We start from the raw sequence: 9,732 nt of genomic DNA on the forward strand, positions 1-9,732 counted from the left end.
GAAGCCGTTAAACCAGGAAAGAACAAACGTGTGCATGTTTAAAAGAATATTTATTTTTTGGATGCTGTCCCTGCCGCTGCAGGCGATACAGTCCCAGGATTCCATCGTCAGCCGTCTCATTTTTATCGGTGACGCAGGGGAGATCAATATGCATCAATCGGATGTGATCGGGACCGCCGCCGCACAGGTCATAAGAGATAAAACAACGGTCCTCTTCCTGGGAGATAATATTTATCCCAGCGGGATGCCGCTGGAAAATGAAGCAAAGATCCGGGATGCAGAAAAGATCCTCCGGACACAATACGAGCCGGTGATCCGCAGCGGGGCAAAAGTATTCTTTGTGCCGGGCAATCATGACTGGGATCGCATGGGGAAGCTGGGATATCAGAAGATTCGGGCACAGGCGGCATTTATCAACGGGCAAAACAATCCGGACCTGAAGCTGGTTCCCGGGGAAGGATGTCCCGGCCCGGTGGAGATCAGCATCTCCAATGAAATAACGGTTGTTGCCTTCGACAGTGAATGGTGGCTTTTTCAGCATGATAAGCCTTCCGGTGATTGCGAGTGCAGCACAAAGGAGGAGTTCCTGGAAAAACTTTCAGAGATCGTGAACCGCAACCGGGATAAGATGATCTTCCTTGTTTGCCATCACCCTTTTCAGAGCTATGGAGTGCATGGGGGGCATTACAATCTTAAAGATCATATTTTCCCCCTGACCAACCTGAACAGGGGACTTTATATTCCCCTGCCGGTGATCGGGTCGCTTTACCCGCTGCTCCGGAGCAGCATTCCCAATCCCGAAGACCAGGGCCACCCGGACTATAAAGAAATGGTAGCGCTTATCGACAGCGTGTTCAGCGGTCATCAGAACCTGGTGCATGTGGCCGGGCACGAGCATGGCCTGCAATTTATAAAAGGAGAACAGGTCCAGATCGTGAGCGGTGCCGGTGCAAAAAATGCCTACGTAAAAAAGGGACGGAACAGCCTTTTTGCTAAAAAGAACAGTGGATTTGTTACGGTGGATCTGGTTGCCGGCAACCGGTTGCATATTGTTTATTATGCCCTCGAAAACGGAGCGATGCAGCAGGCATTTACATACAACCTGCCGGTTATTTCGAAACGGCGGCAAGAGGCGCAGGTGTATAATGCTACGCTTACAAAAAAGGACAGCGTGGTGGTGCGCACCAACGCCGCACTGGATCGGCCGGGGCGCGGGCACCGCGCCTGGTTTGGTGAGAATTTCCGGAGAGAGTGGGCCGCTGAAACAAAACTGCCGGTACTGAAAATTTCGTCCATCGACGGCGGATTGACACCGGTGAAAGAAGGCGGAGGACTTCAGACAAAATCACTGCGACTGGTAAGCCCGTCCGGCAGGGAGTGGGTACTGCGCAATGTGAATAAAAATATGGAGATCCTCCTGCCGGAGGCTTTGAGAAATACGTTTGCCAAAGACGCCATTACCGATGCATTGAGCGGTCAACATCCTTACTCTGCCCTGATCGTACCGCCCATTGCCGATGCGGTAGGAGTACCTCATGCCAACCCGGTGATCGGTGTAGTGGCGCCGGACACCGCATTGCTGCCCTATGCAGAAAATTTTTTCAATAAGGTTTGCCTGCTGGAAGAGCGGGAGCCCATTGGTGAAACAGATAATACGGGGAAAATGTACAAGGCCCTGTTAAAGGATAACGACAATACGGTGGACACGACTACTTATTTCAATGCCCGGCTGCTGGACCTGCTTATCGGAGACTGGGACCGGCATGAAGATCAGTGGCGCTGGGCGTATGAAAAAAAGAAAAAAGACCGCCGGTATATACCGGTACCGCGCGATCGCGACCAGGTATTTCACGTGGTACAGGGCGTATTACCCACCCTGGCGTCCAGCCCTTCGCTTATGCCACGCCTGCACGATTTTTCCGGGAAGATCAAAAAAGTGAATGCCTATTTTATGGCCGGCCGGGGACTGAACGGGAATTTCTTTAACCAGTATGATTACGACCAGTGGATGCAAAAAGTACACGCATTTACTTCGGCCGTTACAGATTCTGTTCTGGAAGCGGCCCTGCAACGGCTTCCCGCCTCTTCTTACAACATCAGGCACGATAAATTGTTAAAGATCCTTAAAGAACGAAGGAATCGTCTTCCGGCGGCAATGACAACATACTATCGTTTTTATAACAGGGTGGTGGATATCCAGACATCGGATAAAAAGGAATTCGTACAGATAACGGATGCGGAGAACAATGGCCTGGAAGTGCTGATCCACAAAATAAACAAGGAAGGGGTGGTTACAGACCGGTTGTTTCAACGGATCTTTTCTCCTGATATTACCAAAGAGATCCGCCTGTATATCCATTCCGGAAACGACAGTGTGTTCATTAACAGTCATTCCGGCATACGGCTCCGCATCATTGGCAACAAAGATGAAAAGCAGTACCAGATTGCTCATGGAAGAAAAAATATACGGATATATGGAAAAAAAGGGCAGGTCTCCTTTACCGGGGCCGACGGGCAGATACGGAAACGGCTGTCCCGCGATAGCAGCAATACCGCCTATGCACCCACCGATCTTTATAACCGGTACTTCATCCATCCCAACCTGGGTTTCAACCGGGATGATGGCATCATGCTGGGGCTGGGTGTAAGATTCGTGAACCAGGGATTCCGGAAAACGCCCTATGCCAATGCGCACCAATTCTCCTACCTGCATTCGTTTTCATCCGGAGCCAACAGCTTCCGCTTTAAAAGCGACTGGCTGCAGGCTGTGGGCAAGGCGGACATCGTAGTTGCGGGAAGACTGCTGGCGCCCGACAATGTGCAGAATTTCTTCGGGCTCGGAAATGAGACGGGGTACGACAAATCAAAAGGAGTGGGGTACTACCGCGCACGGTTTACGCTTTTTGAAATAGTGCCCGGCCTGCGGTGGCGTTATGGAAAAACAAAAGCCGTTTCGGCGGCGCCTTTTTACCAGTTTTACCGGTATGACCGGGACGACAACCAGGGTAAGCTCATTGCGACCCCGTCGCTGGTGGGCACGTATGATAGTGCAACTGTTGACAGGAACAAAAGCTACACGGGGCTTATTCTAAATTATGAAGTGGATTCGAGGGATGATCAGATGTTGCCGGCGTCCGGCGGATTTTTCAACATAAAGCTCCAGGGCTTCAAGGCGCTCAACCGTGCTGCGCGCGACTTTGCCCAGGTGCTGGCAGAATTATCCGTATTTAAAAAACTGGGCGAAGGAGGAAATCTGGTATTGTCCGACAGGATCGGGGGCGGGGCCACCATCGGCAACGCACCCTTCTATCAATCCCTGTTTTTGGGTGGCCAGGAGAACCTGCTGGGATACCGGAAATTCCGGTTTGCAGGAGAACAGCTCCTCTATAATAACCTGCAATTAAGGATCAAAATAGCCGATATCGGAAGCTACATTCTGCCGGGACAATTGGGACTTTCCGGATTCTTCGACGCCGGCCGGGTATGGGCTTCAGGATACAGCAGCAAAAAGATTCACACGGGAGTAGGCGGTGGCCTTTACTTTGTGCCCGCGCAAATGGCTGTGGTGCAGCTGTTGGCGGGATATTCACGGGAAGGCTGGTATCCTCATTTTAGCATCGGATTCAGATTTTAATTACCATGCAAACTAAATTTCTTGATTTAACGAAGTGGCAGCCGGTCCGGATGGAAGGCATCGAAACGGCACTTTCATTCGGCCCGCTGATCCAGTACCTGAAGGAACGGATCGGCCGCGAAACGACCATAAAAAAGCACTTCTTTGAGTTTGTGCTGGAGAAATTACAGGCAAACCCGCATATAAAAGAAGAGCTGACGCCGGAAGAAATGGTGCACTTTAAGGATGAGCTGGAGCTTATATACTGTTTGGTGGAACCGGCCCTTGCCGAAGAGCAAAAATCGATCTGGGCCATCAGCATGCCGCTGGATCCGCTGGTGGTCTGCGGAACCGATGCCTTTTATGAAATGATGCAGGGCAACAGTGATCTGCTGCACCGGTCGATGATCCAATCGGTGCAGGACAAATCGATGGCGCAAAAACGGATGGAGTTTGTGTACTCCGTGATCTTTGAAAAGCTATACGGTCAGCAGATCCCCATCGGCAATGAGGTAAGCTATGCCCTGTCTTCCATGGAGAAAGGATTGCCGCGGTATTTCAAAATAAATATCGATACCCGTTTTATTGATGTGATTGCCAGGGGGCCGCTGCCTGCATTAAACCTGATCGAATGGGCAAAGGACCTTAAGGGGGATGACTACGACTGGAGCCGGGGGATCAAACAGTTACCGCTTTCGTTGTTCAAATTCCGGGGGCTGGCGATCATTACGGTAACGGATATTACACAGGAGCAGGCCGTAGAGAATATTAAGGAGATCGCGCTTAGCCGGCATGGGTTTGCCCTGAAGGAAGATACCCAACAGGTGATCCATTCCTTAAAAGTGCTGATGGGCAGCCCGGAAACCGAATTTGGACTGCTGCCCAATTTACGGGTGAATGATAAGCTCGTGTTTACGCTGGAAAGCGGTAATAACAGCATCCTGCTTCAGCCCAATCATTGCATTGACAATGGCAAGAGTTTTCAGAAGCTTGCCGAGGAGTACCTCAATCATCCCAAGCCGGTGCTGATAGATGAGACCACGCAGGGGGAGGACGCCCGGCAATTATTGCAATTTCTCAATATGGCGGGTATTGAAGCCTATGCCCTGTTCCCGATCTATCATAGCAATGAAGTGGCGGGTGTGCTGGAAATCTATTCTTATAAAAAAGGCGTATTGAACCTGCAGCGTCTTGCAAACCTTAAGGATGCTATACCGGTAATTGCGCAGTTGCTCAAAAACTCCATCGATGAGTTTAACAATCACCTGGACAATATCGTAAAGGATAAATTTACAGCGCTGCAACCGGCCGTACAATGGAAGTTCAATGAAGCGGCATGGAATTATCTGCGGGAGAACCGGCTGTCCGACCAAAAACGGCCGATAGAAAAGATCTCTTTTAAAAACGTTTTTCCTTTATATGGGGCGATCGATATACGCAACTCAACCATAGAGCGCAATAAAGCCATGGCCGCGGATGCCGCCTTCCGGCTGGAGCTCCTGATAAAGCTGCTGGAAAGCATCCGGAAAAAAACCGGACTGGTGCTGGTGGATGATATGATTGCGAAATGCAATAAATGGCGCTCGGGGATCCATCAGGATATCCGCGATTCTGACTATGGAAAGCTGAACGAATTCCTGGAAAATAAGATCACCCCGTTTTTGCAGGACCTGAATGAAAAAGACGGAGCGCTGCAGCCGCTCATCCAGCCCTACCTGGAGGAAGTGGAAGCAAGTACGGGAAATGCCCTGAAAAATATAAGGGTGTTTGACAGTGCATTGAAGACGATCAACAACGTGATCAATAATTCCCTGGAACAGTTTAACAGGGAGTTGCAGACCTTTTACCCGTATTATTTTGAAAAATTCAGGACCGATGGATTTGAGTTTGATATTTATGTGGGTCAGGACATTGCCCCGCAAAAACCCTTCAGCAGGTATTACCTGCAAAACCTCCGGCTGCGGCAGCTGCAGGTAATGGCGGAGATCGCCCGGGAAACGCATACCCTCCTGCCCCGGTTGGAGATACCGTTGGAGACCACCCAGCTGATCTATATCCGCTCGGCACCCATCGATATCGTTTTCCGGCAGGACGAGCACAAGTTTGATGTGGAGGGAAGCTACAATATCCGTTACCAGGTGATAAAAAAAAGGATCGACAAGGTCCGGATACTAAATACCGGGGAGCGGCTTACACAACCGGGTAAGATAGCGCTGGTATATCTGAATGAAAGTGAAACCCGGGAGTACCGCGATTATATTGCTTATCTGCAGGATCAGCAACTGCTGCTGGATGACCTTGAGGTGGTGGAGCTGGAGGAGCTGCAGGGCGTTACCGGGTTACGGGCCCTGCGGGTAGGCGTCAACATGGAGCAGGTCAATGAACCGGTACAGGATGAAATTGACAGCGAAGAACCGCAGCGGCTCTTATGATGCGAGGGATTGATGTAAAAGGAATCTCCGGAAAGTGAGCCATGAAGGCCGCGGCGGAAGCGAACGGTGTTATCTGTCTTAACGCGTTCCTTGCAGTTAAAATGAACCGCGAAGTGTGCAAAGGATCCGCAAAGATCCCTTGCGGTTAAAAGAGAACCCCACAATCGTATTCACGTTTAAAAATTAACCACCCCTGTGATGCTTCAGGTGTTCCACCAGCTTGGACGAGCGGTATCCGAACTCCGCACCAAAGCTATTGATCACGGTGCCTTTGACGTTATGCTTTTGAGATGAGATCGCAAAAACGATGCTTTCGTCGGCCGGGTCCGTCATCCCTTCAAAACGGTAGATCTCATCGATCTCAAAATCATCGGGTGAAAGTTCCAGGGAGTGTTTGTTGCAATAAAGGCAATCCTTGTTCTCCATAGCCAGGAAATCTTCCGTATATCCTCGGCGGATGAGGTCATCTACTGCTTCACTCAGCGTATCGTAACTGTAAAGGGGGGTCTGGGAATTCATAACAGGAATATTTTGATAGAGCAGATCAAAGGTACTCCTTTAAACCGGTATTTAGCAGATGATCTGCCACGATGGCCGGCACAGGGGCAATGACGGAGAAGAACCCATCAGCCGATCATTACCTGGTATTTTTTCCGGTTGTCCAGTATGATCCAGATAAGAACAACCAGTAGGGCGGCAGCAACCGGCAGCCCGGAAGGGTCCATCGTCGTATGATGCAGGAAGATGCCCGTCAGGATCGGGAAGAGGATCAGCGCCCCCAGGGCCCGTGTTTTGGGGAAGATGACCAGCAGCCCGCCGGTAATTTCCATGAGCCCCAGCAGCGGAATCAGCCACTTCAGCTTCATCATTGCACCAAAAGCTTCCATTTGCCCCTCCGTGGGCTTGGGCGCCGGCATATAATTAAAAAACTTGTTGAGGCCGGCATTGATGAACATCAATGCGAAAAGTGTAAAGAGGATCTGTTTAACAATTTTCATGTTGAGGGTTTTTAGCGGTGATCGTTCAATCATCAGCCGAGGCAACAACGTGATGTCTGGTTTTTCGGGCAGCCGCTAATAAAGCCTTTTTTCTTTTAAATAATTAAAGCTGGTCCGCACCCGGTCCATTCCGTCCGTTGCTGCAGAGGGCGTTTCTACAATTCCATACAAAAACCCCGCCTGTTTTTTCTGCAGATGCAGGGCCTGAAAGTCGATGATGCCGGCTCCCGCATTTACCGGTTGCCCGGTTGCATCCACATCCCGGAAATGCCACAGGGGAAAACGGCCGGGATATGCCGCAAACCAGGTCTCCGGCGCTTGGCCCGCCTGTACCATCCAGCCCAGGTCTGATTCGAAGACCACCAGTTCCGGATCAGTATTGTTCAACAGGATATCAAAAGGGCATTCGCCCTGCAGGTGGGCAAACTCAAAATGGTGATTGTGATACCCGAATTGAATACCTCCGCGCTTTGCGATGCTCCCGATGCGATTATAGCTGGCTGCGATTGCGTAATAGTCTTCCGCCGTCCGGCGTTCATCCGGATAGAGGGATGTGATCAGGTATTGGATGCCCGTTGTGGCAAAAGTTTCTGAAACCTGCGGGATGGTGGCTGCCGATACGGGTGCGTGCGCACTGATGCACTGCATTCCGGCGGCCCTGATCTTTTGCACAAAAACGCCCGGCTGCAACCCGAAAATGGTCCGGCTTCCCGGGTCGTACCCTGCAGTCTCCACAAAACTGAATCCTGTTTCTGCAAGCATTTTCAGCGATCCGTCAAAATCCAGGGCCAGGTCGTTCTTTACAGACCATAGCTGAACCCCCAGAGGAATAGCGTTCTTATTTAAAAAACCGGACTTCTGAGGCCCGGTTTCTGAGGAATATGTTGCCGTCATATTGCAGATATATTAAGGACGTTCCCCTAAAATTTTGTAAAGTCCCATCCACCCCGGTAAGGGCGGCTGCGCATGATATTGGCATAGGGATTGTCAAAAGCCTCTTTTACCGGATCCCATTTCAGATCTTTTTGCAATTCGTAAGCGATATTTACGGCGTTACAGACGGTAGCGGTCCGGTGCCCGACTTCCACGTCGCAGATCGGTCTGGATCGTTTTTTTATTGCATTTACCCAGTCCTGGTAATGGTTATCGCTAAAATACAACCGTTTGTCGCCGGTCCTGAATTTCAGGGAGGCCAGGTTTTCAGGATTGGTCCGCAGAAATCCTCTGCTTACTTCGATCTTTCCTTTATCGCCCAGGAACTGGATGGCATTTCCCTCACCCCAGTTCTTGTGATGCACTTTTATCCCGTTTGCGTAAACAAACGACAGCCCATTCTTTGCTGCGGGCTCTTTTGGCGGAGTAAATTGCACGGGTCCTGAATTGTCCATTCCCAGGGCCCATTGTACAATATCAAACATATGCGCTCCCCAGTCTGTGATCAGGCCGCCGCCAAAGCCCCGGTATCCGCGCCACCAGGCCCAGTCCTTCGATTCCAGCGGAGGCGCCAGCACCTTGTTGAACCCCCGGTACAAGGAAGGCCCGATCCAAAGATCCCAATCCAGTCCATCGGGAACAGGCTCCGTAGGCAGGTCGCATTGTTTTACCGGTTCGCCTACCGAAACATTGACCTCGCGTATTTTTCCGATATAGCCATTTGCCACCAGTTCCGCTGCCTGCCGGAAGTTGAAGGAAGAACGCTGCATACTGCCGGTTTGAAAAACGCGTTTGTATTTACGCGTGGCATTTACCATGGCACGTCCTTCGGCAATTGTGAGCGCCAGTGGTTTTTCACAATAAATATCCTTACCCGCCCGGGCCGCGTCTATTGCAATTTGTGCATGCCAGTGATCAGGCGTAGCGATCACAACGGCATCAATATCCTTTCGATCCAGTAATTCGCGATAGTGCTTGTAGCCCTTTACATTTGTGGCTACTTTTTTTTCATTGGCTTTTTGGGCCAGCCCGATAAAGTGTTCCAGTTTTTTTTCATACACATCGCAGGCGGCCAGCACCAGGGTCTCTTTGGGACCATTGATGGCATTTACAAGTCCGTGCGATTGTTTCCCGGCGCCAATGTAACCCAGGTTGATGCGGTCGCTGGGCGCAACAAACCCGTTACCCCCCAAAACAGAACGGGGGATAATGGTGAACGCAAGTGCACCCTTTGCGCTCTGACTGATAAAATTTCTTCGTTTCATTTTTTTTGAATGGCATAAGCAGGCGGTACCAAATCGTTTATAAAAAGGGCCTTGCCTGTTGTTTTATTTCAAATAGTATCTGACTTTCCAAAGCTACTGAAATGAACGTAAATTCCCGTGAAGACCTTTTTGGACGGAGGCATAACATTTTTTATAGCGCTGGGCTCTCTACGGCAATAAAAGGCCTTTGTGCTTCCTGGTGACCTGGCAATGAAAACCACAAAGTCTCAAAGGCCCGGAGAACCACGAAGGAAGCTATAAAAGCCTTGATGCTTCTTAGAAACTGTTTAGAAACGATCCGGGAGAATTCGTATAACCATTAAAAGGTACCAGCTTTTTATCGTCTCTACTTGGGGCTTCGCTATAGCCGTCATCTATAAAAAGCGGGGTTCAACGATCATTTTAGCAAAAGAGGCATGGCCTCGGAAGATCCGGCAAGAACGGGTTTCAACCCGTTTATACGTCCAAAAGAGCAACAGAGAGCCATGGGC

At 50.3% G+C, this 9,732-nt stretch carries 6 protein-coding genes; 2 read left to right on the top strand and 4 right to left on the bottom strand.

What is annotated here, in order from left to right:
* Positions 1-34 precede the first annotated feature (34 nt).
* Positions 35-3,634: a BamA/TamA family outer membrane protein gene (locus B160_RS0113400; RefSeq protein ID WP_018628435.1), complete on the top strand. Its 3,600-nt coding sequence runs from the start codon at positions 35-37 to the stop codon at positions 3,632-3,634.
* Between the two features lie 5 nt (positions 3,635-3,639).
* Entirely contained in the window at positions 3,640-6,045 is a 2,406-nt protein-coding gene (locus tag B160_RS0113405; protein ID WP_018628436.1) for a GAF domain-containing protein, read from the top strand.
* 183 nt (positions 6,046-6,228) lie between these two features.
* On the opposite strand, the gene B160_RS0113410 is transcribed toward B160_RS0113405, so the two are convergent.
* The 4 genes from B160_RS0113410 to B160_RS0113425 form a co-directional block, all read right to left on the bottom strand.
* Positions 6,229-6,564, bottom strand: coding sequence for a hypothetical protein (locus tag B160_RS0113410; protein WP_018628437.1), 336 nt, complete (start codon positions 6,562-6,564; stop codon positions 6,229-6,231).
* Between the two features lie 107 nt (positions 6,565-6,671).
* A complete protein-coding gene (locus B160_RS0113415) occupies positions 6,672-7,043 on the bottom strand; it encodes a DoxX family protein (protein ID WP_018628438.1) in 372 nt (123 codons plus the stop codon).
* A gap of 75 nt (positions 7,044-7,118) precedes the next feature.
* Positions 7,119-7,937, bottom strand: coding sequence for a sugar phosphate isomerase/epimerase family protein (locus B160_RS0113420; protein ID WP_018628439.1), 819 nt, complete (start codon positions 7,935-7,937; stop codon positions 7,119-7,121).
* 26 nt (positions 7,938-7,963) lie between these two features.
* Positions 7,964-9,241 carry a Gfo/Idh/MocA family protein gene (locus B160_RS0113425; RefSeq protein WP_018628440.1) on the bottom strand — a complete coding sequence of 426 codons (1,278 nt, stop codon included), beginning with the start codon at positions 9,239-9,241 and terminating at the stop codon, positions 7,964-7,966.
* Positions 9,242-9,732 lie beyond the last annotated feature (491 nt).

The sequence above is a fragment of the Niabella aurantiaca DSM 17617 genome, assembly GCF_000374125.1.
In the GTDB taxonomy this organism is placed as follows: Bacteria; Bacteroidota; Bacteroidia; order Chitinophagales; family Chitinophagaceae; genus Niabella; species Niabella aurantiaca.

What these genes read in the sequence shown, in the direction of transcription:
- B160_RS0113410 (WP_018628437.1), bottom strand. Translation starts at nt 6,564, where the DNA reads ATGAATTCCCAGACCCCCCTTTACAGTTACGATACGCTGAGTGAAGCA.
- B160_RS0113400 (WP_018628435.1), top strand. Translation starts at nt 35, where the DNA reads ATGTTTAAAAGAATATTTATTTTTTGGATGCTGTCCCTGCCGCTGCAG.
- B160_RS0113415 (WP_018628438.1), bottom strand. Translation starts at nt 7,043, where the DNA reads ATGAAAATTGTTAAACAGATCCTCTTTACACTTTTCGCATTGATGTTC.
- B160_RS0113425 (WP_018628440.1), bottom strand. Translation starts at nt 9,241, where the DNA reads ATGAAACGAAGAAATTTTATCAGTCAGAGCGCAAAGGGTGCACTTGCG.
- B160_RS0113420 (WP_018628439.1), bottom strand. Translation starts at nt 7,937, where the DNA reads ATGACGGCAACATATTCCTCAGAAACCGGGCCTCAGAAGTCCGGTTTT.
- B160_RS0113405 (WP_018628436.1), top strand. Translation starts at nt 3,640, where the DNA reads ATGCAAACTAAATTTCTTGATTTAACGAAGTGGCAGCCGGTCCGGATG.